Source organism: Streptomyces rugosispiralis (assembly GCF_024505145.1).
Classification (GTDB): Bacteria; Actinomycetota; Actinomycetes; order Streptomycetales; family Streptomycetaceae; genus Streptomyces; species Streptomyces rugosispiralis.
In genome coordinates this window covers 1-687 of the sequence record NZ_JANIAA010000202.1, presented here as the reverse complement: position 1 = coordinate 687, position 687 = coordinate 1, and the positions used below count along the sequence as shown (strand labels likewise).

Sequence of the window (687 nt, the reverse complement as noted above, 5' to 3'; positions counted from 1 at the left end):
CCGACGCCCACCAACCCCGCGGACGCCACATCACCCACACCTCGCCGCTCCCCCATCAACCAGTAATGCTCCCGCTGGAAGGCATACGTCGGCAGATCGACCGAACCAGTAGGCGTTCCGCCAACCACGGTCGCCCAGTCCACGCGCACACCACGCGTATGGCAGGTGGCCAGGGCCGTGACAAGGGCGCGGGTCTCGTCACCTTCCCGACGGAGTGCCGGTACGAAGGCGGTGTGCCCGTCGTCCAGGCACTCGCGGCCCATCGCGGAGAGCGTGCCATCGGGGCCCAGCTCCAGATACGTACTCACCCCGTACTCGGCAAGCGCCCGCACACCATCCGCGAACCGCACCGCCGAACGCACATGCTCCACCCAGTACGTCGGCGCGCACACCGCCTCCGCATCCAGCAACTCCCCGGTCACGTTCGACACCAGCGGAATCACCGGAGCGGTAAACGACAGGCCCTCCACCACCCGCTGGAACTCCTCCAGCATCGGCTCCATCCGCTCCGAGTGAAACGCATGCGAGACCGCCAACCGCCGCGTCCGGCACCCCCGATCCGACAGCTCCCGCGCCACCCGCAGCACCGGTTCCTCATCACCCGAGAGCACCACCGCAGCGGGCCCGTTCACCGCCGCGATATCCACCCCCGCCACCAGCAACGGACGCACCTGATCCTCACCCGCA

At 68.7% G+C, this 687-nt stretch carries 1 protein-coding gene; it reads right to left on the bottom strand.

The window, feature by feature from the left end; genetic code table 11:
• A partial coding sequence (locus NP777_RS47060) for an acyltransferase domain-containing protein (protein WP_256656348.1) occupies positions 1-671 on the bottom strand: 671 nt, incomplete at its 3' end.
• Between the last annotated feature and the right edge of the window lie 16 nt (positions 672-687).